Annotated in this window: 12 protein-coding genes; 10 read left to right on the forward strand and 2 right to left on the reverse strand. The window is 35.4% G+C overall.

The annotated features are described in order from the left end of the window. Nucleotides 1-57 precede the first annotated feature (57 nt). Nucleotides 58-1074: a GntR family transcriptional regulator gene (locus ACEN2N_RS12160; protein ID WP_441824579.1), complete on the reverse strand. Its 1017-nt coding sequence runs from the start codon at nt 1072-1074 to the stop codon at nt 58-60. A gap of 509 nt (nt 1075-1583) precedes the next feature. Between ACEN2N_RS12160 and ACEN2N_RS12165 the strand changes: the two genes are divergently transcribed. From ACEN2N_RS12165 to ACEN2N_RS12205, 9 genes are all read left to right on the forward strand, one after another. Then, nucleotides 1584-4775, forward strand: a complete 3192-nt coding sequence (locus tag ACEN2N_RS12165; RefSeq protein WP_441824580.1) for a SusC/RagA family TonB-linked outer membrane protein — start codon at nt 1584-1586, stop codon at nt 4773-4775. A 9-nt stretch (nt 4776-4784) separates the two neighbouring features. Continuing rightward, complete coding sequence (locus ACEN2N_RS12170) at nt 4785-6662, forward strand: RagB/SusD family nutrient uptake outer membrane protein (RefSeq protein WP_441824581.1); 1878 nt, start codon at nt 4785-4787, stop codon at nt 6660-6662. Between the two features lie 67 nt (nt 6663-6729). Beyond that, nucleotides 6730-10071: a VCBS repeat-containing protein gene (locus ACEN2N_RS12175; protein WP_441824582.1), complete on the forward strand. Its 3342-nt coding sequence runs from the start codon at nt 6730-6732 to the stop codon at nt 10069-10071. 107 nt (nt 10072-10178) lie between these two features. Next, nucleotides 10179-11447, forward strand: coding sequence for a phosphatase PAP2 family protein (locus tag ACEN2N_RS12180; RefSeq protein WP_441824583.1), 1269 nt, complete (start codon nt 10179-10181; stop codon nt 11445-11447). Then, nucleotides 11434-13131 (forward strand): CRTAC1 family protein, encoded by a 1698-nt coding sequence (locus ACEN2N_RS12185; protein WP_441824584.1) that lies wholly within the window; start codon nt 11434-11436, stop codon nt 13129-13131. Before ACEN2N_RS12180 ends, ACEN2N_RS12185 begins: the two co-directional genes overlap by 14 nt. A 320-nt stretch (nt 13132-13451) precedes the next feature. Further along, nucleotides 13452-14057, forward strand: a complete 606-nt coding sequence (locus ACEN2N_RS12190) for a TetR/AcrR family transcriptional regulator (protein WP_441824585.1) — start codon at nt 13452-13454, stop codon at nt 14055-14057. Beyond that, nucleotides 14058-15398: a TolC family protein gene (locus ACEN2N_RS12195; protein WP_441824586.1), complete on the forward strand. Its 1341-nt coding sequence runs from the start codon at nt 14058-14060 to the stop codon at nt 15396-15398. Between the two features lie 25 nt (nt 15399-15423). After that, nucleotides 15424-16590 (forward strand): efflux RND transporter periplasmic adaptor subunit, encoded by a 1167-nt coding sequence (locus ACEN2N_RS12200; protein ID WP_441824587.1) that lies wholly within the window; start codon nt 15424-15426, stop codon nt 16588-16590. A gap of 6 nt (nt 16591-16596) precedes the next feature. After that, the gene (locus ACEN2N_RS12205; RefSeq protein ID WP_441824588.1) at nt 16597-20097 is read left to right on the forward strand and encodes an efflux RND transporter permease subunit; all 3501 of its coding nucleotides are present in this window, start codon (nt 16597-16599) and stop codon (nt 20095-20097) included. 72 nt (nt 20098-20169) lie between these two features. Here the strand turns inward: ACEN2N_RS12205 and ACEN2N_RS12210 are convergent, their stop codons facing one another. Then, on the reverse strand, nt 20170-20517 hold the full coding sequence (locus tag ACEN2N_RS12210) for a toxin-antitoxin system YwqK family antitoxin (RefSeq protein WP_423996863.1): 348 nt from the start codon (nt 20515-20517) through the stop codon (nt 20170-20172). A gap of 257 nt (nt 20518-20774) precedes the next feature. Here ACEN2N_RS12210 and aspS point away from each other — a divergent pair, with 257 nt between their 5' ends. Next, the gene (aspS, locus tag ACEN2N_RS12215; RefSeq protein WP_441824589.1) at nt 20775-22529 is read left to right on the forward strand and encodes an aspartate--tRNA ligase; all 1755 of its coding nucleotides are present in this window, start codon (nt 20775-20777) and stop codon (nt 22527-22529) included. Nucleotides 22530-22620 lie beyond the last annotated feature (91 nt).

Consider the following 22620-nt stretch of genomic DNA (forward strand, 5'->3'; position numbering starts at 1 on the left):
CGATTTAAAATAAAATTACAGGGAAGAAAATAGAATAATAATCGATGGTGGAATGATTTATAAAGAAGATCTTTTTATTAATCTAGAAGGCATAATTACCTGAGTTACACTATCGTTTTTTAAGTGTTTCGCTGCCATTTTCGCCATTTCATTAAAATCTGTAGAAATGGTAGTTATTCCGCCAAATACTATTTCTTTCGATACATTATCATTTTGAGACAAAATACCAATATCCTCTCCAATCTTCAGCTTTTTTCTCACGGAATCGCGTAATATATGCCATAATATAGTATCTCCTAGTGCGAAATATAGATTGCCTTTAGTAGCAGAACCAATTGAATAATGATTCTTGACCACCCCATTTATCGAATAATCTTTTAAAAATTTTTCAAATGCCTTTTTAATGGAAATCGGAGAATAATCACTTTCTTCATTAAAATATAAGATGATTTTATTGTACTTCTTTATTTGGGGAAGCAATTGCACCAAAGAAGTATAAATTACATTTTCAAACTCTTGAGAAATATAAGAAATGGACTTTCCTAAATCTAAATATCTATCAACCAGCAGTAGTTTTTTAGGCTCAATCTGTTCTAATAAAGGAATAACTTTTTGATCCTGTATAGAAGCAATTACATACATGCCATATTTACCGTTAATATTGGTAAGAATTGTTTCGAAAACAGTAAGATTATTATGGTGAAAGAATACGTCGATTTGAAACCGCCTACCCATCTCTTTACGAAATGTTTTATAGAATTCTTCTTGATAACTTTGAAAGGCGAATAAGATTAAGGCCATTCTTTTTGTAATATTCGTAGCCTGACTAATTACAAAATAACCCTTTAATTGTCTCGACTCAATTAAACCTCTATTCTTAAGTTCTTCGTACGCTTTAAAAATAGTTTTACGGGCATAACCAATTTCTTCAACCATAGTGTTTATGGAAGGTAACTGATCACCTACACATAATTTACCATCTTCAATAGATTCAATTACACCCTGAACTAATTGTTCATGTTTTGTAAGGTTATTATTGTGGGTTAGGCTTAAAATTTTTCTAATAACCGCCATAAATTATAGATCCAATTTGAATGCGACAATATACAATTTAATAAAATATATCAAAGTTTCTTCATTTTACTAGTGTTGATAATTGGTATTTTCTTAAACCAATGAGAAGTCAAGTATTTTTCATAATCCTATCAAAAATGGACTAAAAAATAATATCAACTAAGTTTTTTTTTAAAAAAAATTAAAATCTTAAAATTCGAACCCAAATTCGGCAAAACCCCTGTAAATACTGAATCTTAATATAAAGTTAACGCTGATGAATCCTTAATATTTCATAAATCAAATGTCATATTCAAAAAATATGTAAGTATAATTTATTAAATTAACATTTTATTATATATTTGTTTGCAGTAGCATAGTGTATCATAGTCTTTTCAACTCAAAATGCTTCCAAGAGATTATGATTCGAATATCAACAACAATAACTAACAACTGTAAGAACTAACTCTATGAATTATCAAACAAACTTTACTAAGTTTCACATGATTCGGAATCATGTAAGCTTAACGATGATTTTATTTTTTAGTGGATTTCTCTTCACCAGCCTCCACGCACAATCAACCGTTTCTGGAACTGTTACATCAGCATCAGATAACATGCCGTTACCAGGTGTATCAGTCATTGATGCTAACAATCCAACAACGGGAGTACAAGCAGATTTTGATGGTAATTTTACTATTACTATCGAAGACGGCAATTCTAGTCTACGATTTAGCTACATCGGTTTTAAAACGGTAGTAGTACCCGTAAACAATAAAAGTACCGTTAACGTTTCTTTAGAAGAAGATGTTGCCAACCTAGACGAAGTAGTTGTCGTTGGTTATGGTACTCAGAAAAAGGCAACCGTAACTGGTGCTGTTACTGCAGTACAAGGTCCTGTATTAGAAAGTTCACCAGCTATTAGCGTATCTAACTCGCTAGCAGGTAGACTTCCTGGGGTAGTAATCGTACAAACCAGTGGAGAGCCTGGTAATGACGAATCGACTATTAGCATTCGTGGTACAAACACTTTAGGTAATAACCAACCATTAATAGTAATTGATGGTATACCAGATAGAGATGGTGGTATAGGTCGTATCAATGCAGATGACATTGCAAATATTTCTGTACTTAAAGATGCTTCTGCAGCTATTTATGGAGCTAGAGCTGCAAACGGTGCAATTATAGTTACCACTAAATCTGGTAAGTCTGGCAAAATGCAAATCAATTATAAGGCTGACTTTGGTCTTACTAGACCAACAAGAACTCCTGAAATGGCTAGTGCAGTAGAGTACCAAACCATAATGAACGAACTGGCAATTTATAATAGTAATATACCGGCATCACAATGGGGTACTGCAAGTACTGCCTTTCAAACTTCTGGCAACTATACCATTCCTGGCAGCAGTCCGGTAGAAACTGTAAATGCAGCTTTTAGTCCAGAAACTGTAAACAATCATAGAACAAGTGCAGATGCATGGCTATACCCAGACACTGATTGGTTCGGTGCAACATTTAAAGATTGGGCAGAACAACAAAGACATAATTTATCTATAAGTGGTGGTAATGAAGATTTGAAATATTATGCATCTTTAGGATATTCTGATCAAGGTGCTATCTACAAGAATTCAGCGAACAGGTATCAGCAATATAATTTTAGATTGAATACCGAAGCTAAAATCAACGACTATATTTCAACGAAGTTGAGTATGGCCTATAGAAAGGAAGATAGAACTTTCCCTACTGAAGGTGCAGGTGCTATTTTTAGAATGTTAATGAGAGGTAGACCAAACGAACCTGCAATTTGGCCAAACGGATTACCAGGACCAGATATTGAAAATGGTCAACAACCAGTTGTGGTAACAACCAATGCTACTGGTTATGACAAACAACCTACAGATTACCTACAATTCACAGGATCTGTAGATATTACGAACCCATGGGTTGAAGGTCTTAAATTAAATTTAACCGCAGGTGTAGATCAAAGCCAGTTACGTAGAAAATTATGGCAAACACCATGGACACTTTATTCATTAGATCGTGCGAATTATATCGCTACAGGTGTTCCTGAACTAAGTGGGTCTATTCGTTCAAATTTTACCGATGCGAGATTATTACAATCATCTAACAATGTACTAAACACGAACCTTACCGGTATATTAACTTACGACAAAACCCTTGGTGAAGACCATAATATTGGTATTTTAGCAGGTATAACCCGCGAAAATTTTCAAGGAGAATTTTTCTCAGCATTTAGAAGAAACTATCTTTCTACAGCTGTTGATCAACTTGGGGTCGGTGGTGAAATTGCACAAGAAACTGACGGTTTTGCATATAACAGAACACGTTTAGGTTACTACGGTCGTGCTCAGTATAATTATAAAGAAAAATACTTAGCTGAATTTATTTGGAGAGTTGATGGTTCTTACATCTTCCCAGGTGATGATCGTTTCGGATTCTTCCCAGGTTTATTACTTGGTTGGAACATTAATAATGAAGATTGGTTTAATGTAGATTCCATCAGTTACTTAAAACTTAGAGCTTCTTACGGAGAAATGGGTAATGATCAAGTTTCTTTTGACTCTAATGGTGATGGAGAAATTACCGATGATGAGTTACAGGAGTATGCATACCAATCTATTTATGAATTTGGTCAGTATCCTATTAATGGTCAGGTACAGACTACATTATTCGAAAACTTATTGGCTAATCCTAGCTTTACTTGGGAGCGTGCTAAAAACTATAATATTGGTTTAGATGGTATAGTGCTTGATGGCAAACTAAGCTTCACATTAGAATATTTTTTAAACAAGCGTGATCAAATTCTTATTCAAAAGACAGGTTCTACACCTGGTTCTTCTGGTATCTCCGCTCTATTACCTCCTGTAAATGCAGGTAAAGTTAATAACGAAGGATTTGAATTTGCTTTAAATTATTTTGGTGGCAATGTCGATAGTTTCAAATGGGATGTTGGTGTTAACGGTGGTTACGCTCAAAACAGTGTTGAGTTTTTAGATGAAATTCCTGGAGCTCCAGACTATCAATTACAAGAAGGGAAACCTATTGGATCATACCTAGTGTATGAATCAGATGGTGTATTTATTGACGAAGCAGCAGTTAATGCTAATACTTTAGACTATAGCGCTGTTAAGCCACAATTAGAGCCAGGTGACATGAAGTTTAAAGATGTTAATGGTGATGGTGCTATTAATGATTTAGATCAAGTAAGAATCAAAAATAGTATCAATCCTAATTTCAACTTTGGTGTCACGTTCAATGCTTCTTACAAGAACTTTGACCTTTCAGTTTTATTACAAGGTGCAACAGGTGCTAAATTATTTATTCAAACAGAATCTGGAGATATTGGTAACTTCTTAAAGTACAGTTACGATAATAGATGGAGCCCAGATAACCCAAGTAGCGTTCACCCAAGACTAGCGAGTCGTGGAGATACGTATTATACAGGTGGTGATTATGGTAATAATACTTACAACCTTTTCAGTAAAGATTATTTAAGACTTAAGAACGTTCAACTAGCATATAATTTCCCGTCAGAAATGATCAGTCAGTTTGGACTTTCTAATTTTAAGGTATACATGAGCGGTCTTAACTTGGCAACATGGGCAGCTCAAGATATCTACGATCCTGAATCGACTAGTAATAGTGGTCAGTTCTACCCACAACAGTCAATTATTAACACAGGTTTTAGTTTAACATTTTAAAAAAAAATCATGAAAAAAAGAAAATTAGTACTCTTAGGCTTACTAACGCTTGCGTTAGTACCTATTTCGTGTAATGAAGATTTTTTAGAAACTTCACCATTAGATTCAATTTCCGCAGATGCCACTTGGGCAGATGGGGCTTTAGCTCAAGCTTTTGTATTTAATGTGTACTCATCTCTAGGCTATGGAGGATTTGAGGAAGAGGGTTTATCTTCTTTAACAGACGAAGCAATGTTTACGCACTCTGGTAGAGGTGTAAATGTAATTACAGAAGGTTCACTTTCTCCGTCAGGTACGGGGAATGTAAATATCATTCCACAATGGAATGAGTTGTATTTGGCTATTCGAAAAGCGAATATCGCAATACAAGAATTACCAAACGCCGCATTTGATGACCAAGCTTTAAAAGATAGATTACTAGGTGAATCTCATTTTTTAAGAGCTTACTATTATCATCAGTTAATGCGTTATTATGGTGGTGCACCATTAATAGACACTCCTTATGGTCTAGATGACGACTATACTATAGCGAGAGGTACTTACGCTGACAACGTAACTTTCGTAAATGATGATTTAGACAAAGCAATTTCATTGTTAGACGGTAAAGATGTAACTCCTGGTAGAGCTTCAATGTTAAGTGCAATGGGTTTAAAATCTAGAGTGCTTACATATGCAGCAAGCGATTTACGCGATGGCCCTACAGCTAGCGCAAAATCATCTGTTATAGGTGGCTACTCAAATCTAGAACTAGTTGCGTATACTTCTGGGGATAGAGATGCTAGATGGACGTTAGCTAAAACTGCAGCCAAGGCAGTATTAGATGCAACAACTGGTTACAAATTAGACTTAACGGCACCAGCAAGTGCTGAAGACGCTAAAGAAACTTACATCTCCATTGCTATGGGAGGTGGTAGTGCTGTTGGCGATGCTGCTGCAAGATCTGAACTTTTATTCGAAAGAACACATTCACCATTATTTACAGCTGAAAGTAATTGGCCGTTGGGTGGTATTCACCAAGGAATCAATAATGGTCCAAATGGTTACCACAACTGGGCAGGTAATACACCAATTCAACAATTGGTAGATGATTATCAAATGATGGATGGTACCGATTTCGATTGGAGCAATCCTGAGCACGCTGCTGCTCCGTATGAAAATAGAGATCCAAGATTGGCCGCAACCGTTCTTTACGATGGTGCACCATGGAAACCAAGACCAGATGATGTGGCTGCAATTGATCCTTATGATGAAATTCAAACAGGTACTTATGCAGATGGTAGTGGCGGAATTATTGCAGGTGTTGACATGCGTGATTCACCTATCGAGAACTGGAATGGTAGTAGAACAGGATATTACGTTCGTAAATTCATCGATTCAGATCCATCTTTAGTGGACAATCAATCAAGTGCACAGGTTGTGCCATGGCCATTTATTCGTTATACTGAAGTAATATTGAACTATGTTGAAGCTTCTATTGCACTAGGCGATGAAGGTGAAGCTAGAAACTGGTTGAACAAAATTCGTTTTAGAGCAGGTATGCCTGCAATTACTGCATCTGGATCTGATCTTTTAGAAGCCTATATCAATGAACGAAGAATTGAATTAGCTTATGAAGAGCATAGATTCCACGACGCAAGAAGATGGATGATCGCAGATCAAACACTAGGCAGAGGTATTAAAGTGATGAAAGTAACTGCAGCACTAAAAGCAGGTGCTACACCAAGAACTCCTTATCAATATGACCCAACAGTATATGATTACACCTATACGGTTGTTGATAATAATGATAATGAAACAAGAACTTGGGATGACAAAATGTATTTCATGCCTATTAGTAGAGATGAAATCAACAGAAATAACCTATTGATTCAGAATCCAGGTTATTAGTTTAGTTTAAATTGAGTTAAATTAAAGATCTATCCCCTTTTGGGATAGATCTTTTACTTTTAAGCAAATGATAAAAAATCTAACTCTCTATCTATTTATTGTATGTATACTTCTTCAAAGCTGCAAAGAGAAGGCTAATAAAGATGAGGTAACATCTACAATTGATACCGTTGAAAAACCAACTTTATTTACACTCTTATCTGAAAATGAAACAAATGTTACTTTTCAGAACACTTTAAAAGAAGGGCTAAATGCTAATGTATTAGTATATGAGTATCTATATAATGGTGGCGGAGTAGCAACAGGAGACTTCAATAATGACGGATTACAAGATTTATATTTCACCTCTAACATGGGTGAGAACAAATTCTATTTAAATGAAAGTAATTTTTCTTTTAAAGATGTTACCTCAATCTCTAAAGTTGAAGGCAGACCCGGACCATGGAAAACAGGGATTACTTCTGCAGATGTTAACGGTGATGGTAAATTAGATCTATACCTATGTTATTCAGGTGCATTACCAGATGCTAAGCGTAAAAATCAATTGTTCATCAATCAAGGTAACGACCTTAACAACATTCCTATTTTCAAAGAACAAGCTGAAGAATATGGGTTGGCAAGTGCCGCGTTCAGTAACCAAGGCTATTTTTTTGATTATGATAGAGATGGCGATTTAGATATGCTTTTACTAAATCACAATCCGAAATCATTACCTGTACTAAATGAAGTCAGCACCAAAGAATTTTTAAAAAAAGACGACCCTTTTCAAGGTACTCGCTTATTTGAGCAAAGAAATAATAAATTTTACGATATCACCGAAAAAGCAGGTATAAGCGGTTCTGCCCTAACCTACGGATTAGGTATTGCCATAAGTGACATCAATAACGACGGATGGCAAGATTTTTACATTTCCAATGATTATACAGTTCCAGATTATTTATATATCAATAATCAAAACGGAACATTTACAGACAAATTAGGGTCACAAATGGGTCACACAAGTCACTTTTCTATGGGAAATAATGTGGCTGATATTAATAATGACGGTCTACAAGATATTTTTACTTTAGACATGTTACCAAAAGATAACAAACGCCAAAAGCTACTGTTATCTCCAGATAATTATGAAAAATTCGATCTAAATATCAGAAGCGGATTTCACCATCAGTACATGCGTAACATGCTACAGTTAAACAATGGTGACGACACCTTTAGTGAAATTGGACAGCTGTCAGGAATATCAAACACAGACTGGAGCTGGGCTCCTCTATTTGCAGATTTTGATAATGACGGATTTAAAGATCTGTTTATTTCTAACGGATATTTTAGAGACTACACCAATTTAGATTTCATCAACTACATGGATAGTTACGTTCAATCTAAAGGCAGATTGCAAAGACAAGATGTTCTTGAACTGATAAAGGAAATGCCAGCATCTAACCTAACAAATTTCTTTTACAGCAATAAAGACGGCGTAAATTTTACTGACGATACTAAAAGTGCAGGAATAGATCAACCTGCGAACAGCAACGGTGCTATATATACCGATTTAGACAATGATGGTGATTTGGATCTAGTGGTAAATAACATTAACAAACCGGCTTTTATTTATCGAAACGATACGCCAAATGAATCCCACAACTATTTGAGTATAAAACTTAAAGGTTCTGATAAAAATACACATGGAATCGGTTCTAAAGTAAGTATTTTCAATAATGGAAAAACACAAGTAGTTGAACAAATGCCAACACAAGGTTACCTTTCAACCGTTTCGCCCATATTACATTTTGGATTATCTGATAACACTACAATAGACTCTCTAGTAATTAACTGGAATTCTGGTAAAACAGAAACTCTTACGCAAGTTACAACTAATCAATTATTGATACTTGAAGAAGTTAATGCGAAAAAATCAGATTTAGTAAGAGGCAAAACAAAAGTGTTATTTTCAAAGGTCGCGGAAGCTATTACTTATCATCACCAATCATCATCAGTAAATGACTTTAAAAGGCAGTCGCTTTTATTGAAACAATTATCGCATGATGGTCCGCCAATGGCTAAGGGTGATATTAATAATGATGGTTTAGAAGATATTGTCATTGGTGGTGGCATTGGGCAACCAACATCCATTTTCATACAAAACAACAATAAGAAATTTACGCAAAAGATAAATACTAGTTTTGAGGTGGACAAAGAACGTTTCGATTCAGACATCGCACTATTTGATGTAAATAACGATGGTAATTTAGATATGTATATTGCTAGTGGTGGCTACCATAACTTTGCCCAAAATGATCCTTTATTACAAGACAGACTATATTTAGGTGATGGTAAAGGAAAATTTATAAAATCTGAATCTGCCCTACCAAAAATGCAAACCAACACAGGTTCAGTTACTTTTTCAGATGTAAACAACGATACCTTTTTAGATATGTTTATTGGTGGATCTGTTACACCCGGTCGTTTTCCTGAATCATCTACTAGTTATATTCTAATAAATGATGGTAAAGGAAATTTCATGGACAACACCGATGCTATTCAGCCAGAATTAAAAACCTTAGGTATGACCACTGATGCTATTTGGGCAGACATGGACGGGGACCAAATCGAAGATTTAATAGTTGTAGGTGAATGGATGCCTATTTCTATTTATCTTAATAAAAATGGCAAATTAATAAATGAATCTAATCAGTTTTTTGAGGAGCCTTTATCTGGATTCTGGACAAGCCTAAATGTAACTGATCTTAATAATGATGGTAAACCAGATATTATCGCAGGTAACATTGGTTCTAATACTCAATTTAAACTAAGTACCGACACCCCCGCTGAATTGTACTATTCAGATTTTGACAACAACGGCTCTGTAGATCCTATTTTAAATTTTTATATAGATGGTAATAGTTACCCCTATATCACAAGAGATGAGTTACTAGGTCAACTTTCAAGCAAACGACAACAGTTTAATAGTTATGAAAAATACGCCGATGCAACTTTAAAAGACATTTTCAATGAAACCGAATTGCAGAGGGCTAATAAACTAACCATAACACATCAAGAAACTACAGTTTTAATGAGCACTGCAAATGGCAAATACCAAAACATACCATTACCTATTCAAGCGCAATACGCGCCCGTTTCAGAAATTATAACTTCAGATTTCAATCATGATGGTAAAATAGATTTGCTACTTTTAGGCAACAATGATTATTATAAACTAAGAATAGGGAAATTCGATGCCAACTACGGTACGGTGCTTTTAGGTTACGGGGATGGTACTTTTAAATATGTATCGCAACCGAAATCTGGACTATCATTAAAAGGAAGTAATACCCATGCTTTAATGATAAATGACGAACTTATTCTAACAAGCTACGGCGCATCTACCGAAACCTATAAACTTTTAAAATAGCTCTTAATTTAACGATGACTAGTAACATAAATAAAACACTAATAAGAATATCTACCGTACTGTTGCTCTTGCTTACAATGGCATGTTCTACAACCGATCACTCAAAAATGAGCGATAAAGAAGTTGCTTTAGAATGGGGGAATATGACCTTGTTCATTACAAGATATACCCCATCAAATTCTCCCACATTTGCATCTAGGGCATTTGGGTATACCGGTCTTACAATGTATGAGACCATAGTACAAGGTTTTTCAGAGTATAAATCAATGAATGGGCAATTAAAGGGTTTAGATAAGCTACCTATTGCAGATGATTCAAAAGAATATAATTGGGTACTAGCATTAAATGCTGGGCAATCAGAAATTTTAAAGAATATATACGTTCAAACATCCGAAGAAAACATTCAAAAAATTGACTCCCTTGAACAAGTGATCTTTACTCAATTTCAAGATGGTGTAGATAAAGAAACCGTTTCTCGTTCCGTGGCGTTTGGTAAATCTGTTGCACATACTATTTTTGAATGGTCTAAAACCGATGGTGCTCACAGAGGATATTTGAACAATTTTGATAAAACCATGATACACCCAGAACGACCAGGTTCTTGGAAACCTCCCTTATTCGCTCAATCTTTTAGCCATCACCCTTTACACCCACATTGGGGAGAAAATAGAACTTTTGCATCCAGTAATAAGGAACTCGAAGACCCAAAGATGATTCCGTATGACACAACTATTGGTTCTCCTTATTACAAACAGTTTGAAAATGTATATCTGAAAGATTTAGAACTGACACAGCTAGAAAAAGAAGCTGCTATTTGGTGGGGCGATGATCCAGACGTGAGTTTTACTCCGCCAGGGCATTCTTATTATTTTGCCACATTAGCAATAGAAGGCCATAACATATCACTTATTGAAAGTGCCAAAATATATGCTCAAGTAGGCATGGCAGTATCAGATGCTTTCGTGAATTGTTGGAAATGGAAATATCAGTTTTTTACAGAACGACCAAATACCTTTATACCAAAATATATTGATGAAGAATGGGAGTCTTTCTGGCCCGACCCTCCATTTCCATCTTTCCCATCAGGTCATGCAATACAAGCAGCCGCAGCGGCAACAGTATTAGAACATAACTTCGGAAAAGAATTCACATTTACAGATAAAGCTCATGAAGGCCGAGAACGCGATGAACTCAAAGAAACTGATTTTGTAATACGGTCATTCGACACCTTTTGGGATGCCGCATTAGAAACAGCAGATTCTAGATTTTATGGAGGCATTCACACGAAATTAGACAATGAAGTAGGTTTAGAAAAAGGAGTAGAAATTGCAAAAAATATTTATGCCCTAGAATGGAAGAACAATGATGAAAAATAATTCAGCACCCATTAAAATAAGCAGTAACATATTCTTTCTAGTATTCGGTTTAATGAGTTATGCGCAACAAACTTTTACAGATGTCTCAGAAGCTGCAGGCATTGCCCACCAATACGAAGTTTATGAAGGCACATTTGGTGGTGGTGTTACTGTCTTTGATGTCAATAACGACGGTTACGAAGATTTATATATAACGAGTGGTATAAAATCAGATCGGCTCTACCTCAACAATGGTGACGGTACTTTCAAAGATATTTTTGATGATTCTGGTTTACAAATTACCAATGACTATGTTACTCAAGGTGTTGTAAGTGCAGATATCAATAAAGATGGATATAGAGATTTGTTCATTACCACCATTACTACTACCGATGGTAAAAGCGTTATACCAAGGGCAAAAAATTTACTCTTCTTAAATAATGGAGATTACACCTTTAAAGATGTTACGAATGAATATGGCTTGGAAGACTTAAACTCCTTTAGTACAGGACCAAGTTTTGGTGATTTTAATGCAGACGGATATCCTGATTTATTCGTGGGTAATTATTTTCAAGAATTTACGGGCAAACTGGGTATTATAAAAGATGCTACCATAGTTAGCGCGAACCAAACCGCTAGAAGTTATTTACTAAAAAATAAAGAAGGCAAAGGTTTTGAAAACGTTTATGATGAATATGGTTTAGGGCATAAAGGTTTTGGATTTGGTGGCGTTTTCACCGATTATGATAATGACCAAGATCAAGACTTATTGGTGAATCAAGATTTTGGGTATAAGGCGGTACCTAATTTCCTATACCGTAACGAGTACCCTGATGAACATTTTGATGATGCCAGCAAGGAAACTAAAATGGACCTAAAAATTAATGCCATGGGCGCAGCTGTTGGCGATTATAACGGTGATGGGTGGATGGATTATTACATTACCAACATCAAGTTCAATATGCTGATGGAAAATCAAGGTATTGGCAAACCATTTGTTGACAAGGCAAAAGAATTAGGTACTTACAATTTAGCGATTAGTTGGGGTGCGAATTTTGCCGATTTTGATCATGATGAAGATTTAGACTTATTTGTTGCTAACGGAGATCTTAATCCGAATTGCACACCAATGGGCAACTTCTATTTTGAAAATAACGACAATACCTTTACTGAAAAAGGAAGGGAATTAGCCATAAACGATTACGGTATCGGCAGAGGATCGGTAATTTTTGACATGGATAATGATGGTGATATGGATTTACTAGTTGTAAATCAACAACCTATTTTAAATTACCCAATAGCATCTACCACTCGACTTTTTAGAAATGATTTGGTAAAGGGTAATTGGCTAAAAGTTGCTCTTAAAGGTTTGGATTCTGAAGCAAATGGTATTGGCTCTCGCGTAACTATAGTTGCTAATGGAAAAAGAATTATAAGAGAAATTGATGGTGGTGGATCTAGTCATTTATCACAAAACTCGGTGATAGCACACTTTGGTTTGGGACAAAATACTGTTGTGGATTCCGTAATTGTCAACTGGACAGGCAGTAACACTCAAATACTAACCAATATAAAGGCAAATCAACAACTAGAAATTGTTGAAATAAATCAACCGAAAAAAGAAACTACTACTATTTGGTACATACTTGGTACTTTACTACTACTTGTTGTTGTCTATTTTGTAGCTAAAAAGAAAAGGCAATAAGTTTATTTTATTTTGTTAAAGGTCATAATATTTACATTTTTTTTAAATATCTATTTCAAATTAGCATCAACATTCAATACTTCAACTTATCAAACTCAGGTAATTTGAAACCATTTTGCACGCCATCTATTTAAAACATGCATCACAACCCAAACAGATTATTTTACAAAACAAAGCTTAAGTATAAATTCACTATAGCTAAATAGCTAATTACCAGTCCCTCTAAAATTCGTTAAATAATTATCCCAATATTAAAAAATTGTAAAACTTTGGAAACTTTTGTAGTTTCTTAAGTTTCCTGCTGTATATTTGCAGCCATTATGAAAGAAAAAATTAGGGATACAGCTTTACAGCTTTTCTTAGAACGTGGTTTTAAGAGTATTACTATGGATGATATTGCCAATGAAATCGGCATGTCTAAAAAAACCATCTACAGCGAATACAGTAATAAGACTTCGCTAGTAGAAGATTGTGTAATGCATAAGTTCTGCGATTTAAGCAACGGTATTGATTTAATTATAGCGATGGAGAAAAACGCTATTGAAGAATTGTATGAGATTAAAAAGTATGTAATGTCTCATTTAAACGATGAAAAAAGCTCTCCTCAGTATCAATTAATGAAATACTATCCGAAAATTCATAAAAACCTGAAGCTTCTACAATTTGATAAGATGCATAAGTGCATATTACTAAATGTTGAACGTGGATTAGAACAAGGCTTGTTTAGAGATAATATAAATCCGGAGTTTGTTGCTCGAATATACTTTACCGGGCTAAATAGTATAAAAGACCAAAACATGTTTCCGTTAAATCAATTTCCAATAGGGAAACTAATGGACTCATTTTTAGAATATCACATAAGAGGGATTGTAACACCAAAAGGAAAAACCATATTAAATAATATCATCAATTCAAATCAAGAATAAATGCGAAATCAATTAGTAATCTTAATCACTATTCTAAGTATTAGTTTAGGGTATTCACAAGAGCAAACCTATTCTTTTACATTAGAAGAAGCCATTCAATTTGCATTAGAAAACAACTATTCGGCAATTAATGCAAACAGGGATATTATAGATGCTCAAAAGCAAAAATGGGAAACTATAGCTACCGGTCTACCTCAAATAAACGGAACAGTTGGCTATCAAAATCAATTAAAACAACCCGTTTCCTTACTGCCTGGAGAAATTGTTGGTGGTGAACCTGGAACTTTTGTGCCAGTAATTTTTTCTCAACCACAATCAGCAACGGCAACAGCTACATTGACCCAACAAATTTTTGATGGTTCTTATATCGTAGGTGTGCAAGCAACAAAAGCGTTTTTAAGTTATAGCGCAAACAATAAAGAAAAAACAGAATTAGATGTTAGAAAACAAGTAGTTGAAGCTTACGGTAATGTACTTTTAGCAGAAGAAAGTATAGAAATCTTAGAGAAGAATAAAAGCACACTCGAAAAAAATCTTTTTGAAACTTCTAAGTTATTTGAAAACGGACTAGGAGAAGAAGAAAGTGTTGACCAGCTTCAAATTACACTATCATCAATTGAAAATCAATTACAGAATGCTGTAAGACTAAAGTCAATTACCTTACAAATGTTGAATGTAAGCATGGGCCTAGACTTAAATGCACCAACGCAATTGCAAGAAAACTTAGAAGATCTTACCATTTCAAAAATGGACTTAGGCATTCTTGGTTTCGACTTTAATATAAATGATAATGTTGATTACAAACTTGCCGAGAATTTAAACGAACAACGCTATTTTGAATGGAAATTAGCAAGAAGTCGTGCATTACCAACCTTAAATGCTTTTGTCAACTACGGAAGCTCTGCCTTCTCAGAAAACTTCGATTTTTTCAGCGGAGATCAGCAATGGTTCGATTCTTCAATTATGGGTTTCGATTTGAACATTCCAATATTCAGTTCATTTAAAAGAAGTGCAAGTACGCAACGTGCTAAAATTGCTTTAGAAAAAGCAAAAACGCAATTAACAGAAGCTGAACAACAAATTAGATTACAGTTAGAGAATGCTAAAAATAATTATACCCTAGCGATAGATAACTACGAAACTGCAAAGCAAAACCTAACACTATCTGAACGTATTGAAAACAAAAACCAAATCAAGTATAAAGAAGGTTTGGCTACAAGTTTTGAACTAAGACAGGCACAGACACAATTGTATACTACCCAACAAGAATACTTACAATCTATGGTTGAGGTGATAAATAACAAGACAGAACTAGAAACCATTTTAAATACAAAAGACTAAATAATCAATCATTAAAAATATAATCATGAAGAAAATACTAGTTTTATTAATTGCGACCGTAAGCCTACTTTCTTGTGGCAGTGGTGAGCAATCGGTAGCAGATATTATAGCACAACAAGACCTAGAGGCAATAAGAGCTAAAAAAAATGATATTACCACGCAGCAAAAACTTATTGATGCGCAAGTAAAATCTTTAGATTCTGCCATTGCCATTTTGGGTAATGAAGAAAAATTACCATTGGTAAATACATTGACTGCTAAAAAAGAGCTATTCAATCACTATTTAGAATTACAGGGTGATGTATCTACCAAACAAAATGTATTGATCTACCCAGAAATGGCAGGTACGTTACAAAGAGTCTATGTAAAAGAAGGCGACAAGGTTTCTAGAGGTCAGGTATTAGCGACTATCGATGATGGTGGTATGTCAAGCCAATTAAGTCAACTAAAATCGCAAGCTGCTTTGGCAAAAACGACTTTTGAGCGTCAAGAGCGTTTATGGAATCAGAATATAGGTTCAGAAATTCAATTTTTACAAGCTAAAACCAATTATGAGGCTGCAGAAAATATGGTATCTCAGACACAGAGTCAATTAGGTAAATCTACCATAAGAGCACCTTTCTCTGGTATTATTGATAATGTAATAAAAGATCAAGGTACTGTTGTTGCCCCAGGCCCAGGTTCAGAGGTATTTCGTATTGTAAATCTATCTGATATGTACATTGAAGTAGAAGTGCCAGAAACTTACCTAGGTAGTGTATCAAAAGGAAAAGAAGCATTAGTATACTTTCCGGTTTTAGGTGATAGTATCGTTACAAAAATTAGAGAAACAGGCAATTTTATCAATCCTTCGAATAGATCATTTGAGGTAGAAATACCTGTACCGAATAAAGAGGGTAAAATTAAACCGAACCTATCGGCTAAAGTGAATATAAACGATTACACTAACGAAGATGCTATATTAATACCGACAAGTATAATATCAGAAAATGCAGAAGGTGAGCAATATGTTTTTGTAGCAGAAGAGCCAAATGCAGATGGTGAGGCGTTGGTAAAAAGAACGGTAATCATAACTGGTAAAACACAAGGTGCGAAGATTGAAGTATTATCTGGTTTAGCAGATGGCAACCAAATTATTAAAGAAGGTGCTAGAAGTGTAAAAGATGGTCAAAAAGTTAAAATCAAAAAATAAAGAGCGATGAGCAAAGTACAAAAGAACGCCGATAAAGAGTTCGGTTTATCGTCTTGGGCCATTGATAACCCTTCGGTTATTTATGTAATGATCGCTATTTTTCTTTGGTTGGGATTCAGTGCCTATATGGCAATGCCTAGAGAAGATTTTCCTGAAATTATTGAGACCAAAATCTACATTAGCACACCTTACCCAGGTAACACTGCCGAAGATATAGAAAAACTGATTACAGATCCTTTAGAAGACAGGCTAAAAAACATTAGTAATGTAGTAGAAGTTACCTCAACTTCTCAAGAAGATTACGCTATTTTAACCGTTGAGTTCGACGAAGAAATTACTGTTGAGCAAGCCAAACAAAAGGTGAAAGATGAGGTAGATAGTGAAAAAGCTAGTGAAGACTGGCCTACTTTTAATGGAGCAAAGGTAGAACCCAATGTTTTCGATCTAAATTTCTCAGAAGAGGTGCCTATTATGAACATCAATTTTACGGGTGATTACCCTGTAGAAAAGTTGAAGGAGTTTGCTGAATATTTACAAGACGAAATTGAAGACCTTCCTGAAATTAAACAAGCGGATATTCGTGGTGCACAAGATCTAGAAGTTGAAGTTGGTGTTGATATTTATAAAATGATGGCTGCCAAAATCAGCTTTCAAGATGTTATTAGTGCTATTAGCAATGGTAATATGACGATGTCTGCCGGTAACTTAAAAACCGTAGGGCAAAGACGTACCATTCGTATTTTAGGCGAAGTAGAAGACCCTAAAGAACTGAACAACTTCGTAGTAAAATCTGAGAATGGTGCCGTATACTTAAAAGATATTGCGACTATAAACTTTCAGGCAAAAGACAAAACTACTTATGCTCGCGAATACGGGAATAATGTGGTAATGCTTGATGTAAAAAAGCGAGCTGGTAGAAACTCCATTTCCGCTTCAGATAAAATAAAAGAACTGGTAAAGAAAGAAAAAGCAGATTACTTTCCGCCAGATTTAAATATTTCTATTGCCAATGATTCCTCTACTAGAACACTGAATCAAGTAGATGACTTGGTAAATAACATCATCTTCGGTATTATTCTAGTTGTAACCGTACTAATGTTCTTCTTAGGGTTTAGAAATGCATTATTCGTTGGTTTCGCAATACCAATGTCAATGTTTATGTCTTTCGTCATATTATCATGGCTAGGTTATACCTTAAATACGATGATTCTTTTCGGAATGATCATGGGGCTTGGTATGTTGGTTGATAACGGTATTGTTGTAGTTGAAAATGTATACCGATTAATGGATGAAGGTTTGTCAAGAACCGAAGCTGCTAAAAAAGGTATCGGTGAAATTGCTTACCCTATTATTATATCGACAGCTACAACGGTAGCGGCGTTTGTTCCATTAGGGCTCTGGCCTGGTATTTTCGGGCAATTTATGATCTATTTCCCTATTACACTTTCTGTTGTATTGGGCTCGTCATTATTCGTGGCAATATTCATGAACTCTATGTTGGTTTCAAAATTCATGAGCACCGATGAAAAAGAACTGAACTTAAAACAGCTCATTAGAATGAGTGTTATTATGGGGGGACTTGGAGCATTAATACTAATTTTCGGTGGCGCTATGCGCGGTTTGGGATCTGTACTTATACTTACTGCCATCATGTTTTGGGCATACAAATACGTTATTAAGGGCACTGCTATCAAGTTTCAAAAGAAAACCATGGCTCGCTTTGAAAATTGGTATGAGCGTCGTTTAAAGCATGCACTTAGAGGTAGCAACGTATATTGGTATTTTGGTGTTACTTTTTTAATGTTGATTGGCGTATTTATGTTATTTGGTATGTCTGTTAGTAGCGGTCGTACTAAAATCGAATTCTTCCCAGACAATAAACCAAATGAAATCTATGTGTATGTAGAGTACCCTGAAGGTACTTCTATTGAAAAGACCAATGAAATTACCAAAGAGGTCGAAAAGCAGGTGTACGCTATTATGGATGATGATATCTATCAGAAAGATGGAAAGAACTTTATGATGGCATCTGCTGTATCTGTGGTTGGTGAAGGTGCTGGAAATCCGCTTACAGATGGTGGTTCGTCTGCCGAAATGCCACATAAGGGCAAGGTAACCGTAAACTTTAGTGAGTATAAATATCGTAATGGTTTAAATACCGAAGATATTCGTGGTCGTGTGCAAGCTGCATTACAGGGCATTTATCCTGGTGTTGCAATATCTGTAGAGAAAGATGCCAATGGTCCGCCAGCAGGTTTCCCTATTAATATTGAACTTGAGGGTAATGATTATGATGAGCTGATCAATACTGCCGAAGACATTAAAAACTTCATCAACACTAAAAATATTGCAGGTATTGAAGAATTGAAGATTGATGTAAACAAAGGCAAACCTGCCATGCAAGTAATTGTAGATCGCGAAAAAGCGGGTGAATTAGGTGTTGCCGTTGGCCAAGTCGGTAATCAATTAAGACGCTCTATTTTTGGCGAAAAAGCAGGTGTTTATAAAGAAGATGGTGAAGATTACGATATCAACATCAGGTTCAATGAAGATTTGAGATACAATAAGAGTGCATTATTCAATCAGAATATCATTTTTAGAGATCCTTCTAACGGACAGATCAAAGAGATTCCAATTTCTGCTGTAGCGACCGAGAAAAACACATCTGGTTATAGTGCTATTAAACACCGCGACGGTAAACGTGTGGTTACTATTTATTCGGGTTTAAAACCTGGCTTTACAGATGCCGGCGCCATTGTTGCTGAAATTCAAAATGAGATGGGAAGTTTTGATGGAACTCCAGCTACTATAAATATTGATTATACCGGTCAACTAGAAGAGCAAGCGAAGCAACAAGCATTCTTAGTTGGTGCTTTTTTCTCAGGATTAGGATTGATTATGCTTATTCTAATCTTCCAATTTGGTGGCATATCGAAACCATTAATAATTATGATCGCAATTTTCTTAAGCTTCATTGGTGTATTTGGAGGATTGATGATCACCGGATGGTCTTTCGTAATTATGATGACGATGATGGGTATTATCTCATTAGCAGGTATTGTGGTGAATAACGGCGTAGTACTCCTCGATTACACCCAAATTTTGGTCGATCGTAAAAAGGTAAGACTTGGTATGGAAGACAGTGATCTGTTAACAATTGAAGATGCGACCGATTCTATGATTGTTGGTGGTAAGGCAAGATTACGCCCAGTTATATTAACTGCCATTACCACCGTATTAGGATTGATTCCGCTTGCAATCGGACTTAACATCGATTTCTTTGCGCTATTCTCAGAGTTTAATCCGCATATATACATAGGTGGTGACAACGTAATTTTCTGGGGACCATTAGCATGGACGGTAATCTTCGGATTAATCGTTGCGACCTTCTTAACCCTAATAATCGTGCCGGTATTATTCAACATAGTATACCGTATAAAAATAAAGTTTAGCGGTTTCGGCAGTAATAGTAATGAAGAAAATAAACAATTAGAACAAGTGGCTTAATCTACAAAAAGCTGAAATAAAAAAGCCCCGTATCAAATGATACGGGGCTTTTTTTATTGTTGTTGATCGAGATTATTTATTGCTTACAACAGGATCTTTTTTACTAGCTTTATTTACACTAGCAATTCTGTTGTTATCGAAGTTTACTTCACTCGTTACATCACCTTCCCAAAATAACCACTTACCGGTTCTTACACCATTATCATAGTTACCCATTGCAATCTTCTCTCCTTTTTCATTGAACATTTTCCATTGTCCTTCTAACTTTTCATTTAAAAAATAGCCCTCTTGAGACTTTTCTCCATTAGCATGAAAATATGTTGCTTTTACTTTATCTCCATCTTTTTCAAAAGTAGGATCAACTTGAGCGTAAGCTCCGAACGACAATGCCATTACAGCTATAATTAAGATTTTTTTCATGGGATATATTTTTTAAATTAATTTCTTCCTTAACACTAACGTTACAAATATACATTTATTTCTCAATTAATCAATGTTTTGGTAACTTTTAGTTTACATTAAGTTTACATTGGAAGTGTACTATCCTATTTTACAGTGTTTTAACAACAATTCATGTTTAACATTGGCACAACTAGTCATCGTGTAAAAGCTACCGGTTAAATAGATCTATAATGAAATAGACTTCTTAAATTTGCCAATTCATTAAAGCAAGTACTATGTATAGAAGCCATTCCTGCGGGGAGTTAAGAGAATCACATATTGGCCAAACGGTTACACTATCTGGTTGGGTAGCAAAAACTAGAGACAAAGGTTTCGTAGTTTGGGTAGATTTAAGGGATCGCTATGGTATTACACAACTAGTACTTGATGAAGACCGCACAAATGCCGAGCTATTAGAGCAGGCAAGAAATTTGGGTAGAGAGTTTGTTATTCAAATTAAGGGAGAGGTTATTGAAAGAGCATCTAAAAACGCAAACATCCCAACGGGTAATATAGAAGTTTTGGTTTCTGAACTTACAATTCTGAACGAATCTAAAACTCCGCCATTCACTATTGAAAACGAAACCGATGGTGGTGAAGATCTTCGAATGAAATACAGGTATTTAGACATCCGTAGAAATCCTGTAAAAAACAACCTTATTTTTAGAAGTAAGGTAGCTATGGAAGTCCGTAAGTTTTTATCTGGCGAAGGCTTTATAGAAGTGGAGACTCCATATTTAATAAAATCTACACCAGAAGGTGCTCGAGATTTTGTGGTACCAAGCCGTATGAACGAAGGTCAGTTTTATGCGCTACCCCAATCGCCACAAACATTCAAGCAATTGCTAATGGTTGGTGGTTTAGATAAATACTTTCAGATCGTAAAGTGTTTTAGAGATGAAGATTTACGTGCCGATAGACAGCCAGAATTTACGCAGATAGATTGCGAAATGGCTTTTGTTGAGCAAGAAGATATACTCAATGTATTCGAAAATTTGACCAAGTCCCTTTTAAAGGAAGTAAACGGTGTTGAGATCGATTCTTTCCCAAGAATGACTTATGATGATGCCATGTCTAAATATGGTAATGATAAGCCAGACATTCGTTTTGGAATGGAATTCTCAGAACTTAATGCTGTAGCACAACATAAAGAATTCGGAGTTTTTAATTCCGCCGAATTAGTAGTTGGTATTGCAGTACCTGGTGTAGCAGAATATACTAGAAAAGAATTAGATGCATTGGTCAACTGGGTAAAACGCCCGCAAGTTGGTGCCAACGGAATGGTTTATGTAAAATGTAATGAAGACGGAAGCTTTAAATCGACCGTTGATAAATTTTATGACCAAGACGATTTAGCAAAATGGGCAGAAGCTACAGGTGCTAAACCAGGTGACTTAATTTGCGTATTATCTGGTGATGCCAATAAAACAAGAACACAGTTAAGTGCCTTGAGAATGGAAATGGCAACCAGACTAGGACTTAGAAAGCCAAACGAATTTGCACCATTATGGGTAGTAGATTTCCCTTTATTGGAGCTTGATGAAGAAACTGGTCATTACCATGCAATGCACCACCCATTTACCTCACCAAAGCCAGGTCAATTAGAATTATTAGATACTGATCCGGGTGCAGTACGTGCAAATGCTTACGACCTTGTATTGAACGGTAATGAAATAGGCGGTGGATCTATTCGTATTCACGATAGAGATATGCAAGCAACAATGTTTAAGCATTTAGGCTTTACACCTGAAAAGGCAAAAGCACAATTTGGTTTTCTAATGGAAGCTTTTCAATACGGTGCACCACCACATGGGGGATTGGCATTTGGTTTAGATAGATTGGTAGCAATTTTAGGCGGACAAGAAACTATCAGAGATTTTATTGCGTTCCCTAAAAACAATAGTGGTCGCGATGTAATGATCGACGCTCCCGCACCAATTGATAATGCACAGTTGAAAGAATTGAGTTTGAAGTTGGATATTCAAGAATAATTAATCTTGACAAAGTCATAATCAAAAATCCTGCCCAGTGCAGGATTTTTTTTGTTTTTACTATGGAAACCTTACGTCAAATTTATCTTGA

Origin of the sequence: Maribacter spongiicola, assembly GCF_052119685.1 — a bacterium.
Classification (GTDB): domain Bacteria; phylum Bacteroidota; class Bacteroidia; order Flavobacteriales; family Flavobacteriaceae; genus Maribacter; species Maribacter spongiicola_A.

Excerpts from the sequence above, each read along its gene's own strand:
- ACEN2N_RS12160 (WP_441824579.1), bottom strand. The coding sequence starts at position 1,074 with ATGGCGGTTATTAGAAAAATTTTAAGCCTAACCCACAATAATAACCTT.
- ACEN2N_RS12165 (WP_441824580.1), top strand. The coding sequence starts at position 1,584 with ATGATTTTATTTTTTAGTGGATTTCTCTTCACCAGCCTCCACGCACAA.
- ACEN2N_RS12170 (WP_441824581.1), top strand. The coding sequence starts at position 4,785 with ATGAAAAAAAGAAAATTAGTACTCTTAGGCTTACTAACGCTTGCGTTA.
- ACEN2N_RS12175 (WP_441824582.1), top strand. The coding sequence starts at position 6,730 with ATGATAAAAAATCTAACTCTCTATCTATTTATTGTATGTATACTTCTT.
- ACEN2N_RS12180 (WP_441824583.1), top strand. The coding sequence starts at position 10,179 with ATGAGCGATAAAGAAGTTGCTTTAGAATGGGGGAATATGACCTTGTTC.
- ACEN2N_RS12185 (WP_441824584.1), top strand. The coding sequence starts at position 11,434 with ATGATGAAAAATAATTCAGCACCCATTAAAATAAGCAGTAACATATTC.
- ACEN2N_RS12190 (WP_441824585.1), top strand. The coding sequence starts at position 13,452 with ATGAAAGAAAAAATTAGGGATACAGCTTTACAGCTTTTCTTAGAACGT.
- ACEN2N_RS12195 (WP_441824586.1), top strand. The coding sequence starts at position 14,058 with ATGCGAAATCAATTAGTAATCTTAATCACTATTCTAAGTATTAGTTTA.
- ACEN2N_RS12200 (WP_441824587.1), top strand. The coding sequence starts at position 15,424 with ATGAAGAAAATACTAGTTTTATTAATTGCGACCGTAAGCCTACTTTCT.
- ACEN2N_RS12205 (WP_441824588.1), top strand. The coding sequence starts at position 16,597 with ATGAGCAAAGTACAAAAGAACGCCGATAAAGAGTTCGGTTTATCGTCT.
- ACEN2N_RS12210 (WP_423996863.1), bottom strand. The coding sequence starts at position 20,517 with ATGAAAAAAATCTTAATTATAGCTGTAATGGCATTGTCGTTCGGAGCT.
- aspS (WP_441824589.1), top strand. The coding sequence starts at position 20,775 with ATGTATAGAAGCCATTCCTGCGGGGAGTTAAGAGAATCACATATTGGC.